Origin of the sequence: Pseudomonas sp. SB113 (assembly GCF_040754745.1) — a bacterium.
Lineage (GTDB): Bacteria > Pseudomonadota > Gammaproteobacteria > Pseudomonadales > Pseudomonadaceae > Aquipseudomonas > Aquipseudomonas grimontii.
In genome coordinates, this window is the sequence record NZ_JBFMHW010000098.1 from 1 (window position 1) to 539 (window position 539).

Below are 539 nucleotides of genomic sequence, written 5' to 3' on the forward strand. Positions count from 1 at the left end.
CACCGGCAGGGCCGGGCTCGAGCAGCAGCATGGCGTTTGCAAGTGCGGCAATCGCCGCCGAAGCGGCCATCAGCCGGTTCAGCCTGACGATGTCGGGGAGGTTGACGAAACTAGCCAGCAGCGCACCGGTAACGAAGCCGATTTGCACACCGTTCGTCAGCCAGCCAACTGCCGTATCCGACAGCGACCATGCGACTTTCAGTTCGGGTGTGACGGCAGTCGCGGAAAACCATGTCGTCAGAGAAAAGACTACCGCAACGCATAAAACGCCAAGCACGATCCAGGGATTTTCACCCCGGACCGCGGTTGAAACTTCAGCTTTTATGGGCCTCGACGCGGACATTTCAGTTCTTTGCGAGCGCAACGGTGAAAACGGTAGCAGTACCAGTCAGGCAGACTTCACCGGCTTCATTGCGAACGCTGGTTTCGATCTTGCAGATAGGCTTGTCGTCGCGAACGTCCTTGATTTCGACACGCCCGGTGATTTCTTCATCGACGCCGACGGCCTTCACGAATTTCCATTCAACACCGAGAAATAC

General features: G+C 57.0%; 1 protein-coding gene and 1 pseudogene. Both read right to left on the reverse strand.

All coding sequences use genetic code 11. The annotated features are described in order from the left end of the window. Positions 1 to 343 (reverse strand): annotated as a pseudogene (locus AB1462_RS31615) (hypothetical protein); the annotation flags it as partial. 1 nt (position 344) lies between these two features. Then, positions 345 to 539, reverse strand: a 195-nt coding sequence (locus tag AB1462_RS31620) for a hypothetical protein (RefSeq protein ID WP_367249011.1), incomplete at its 5' end; no start/stop codon positions are given.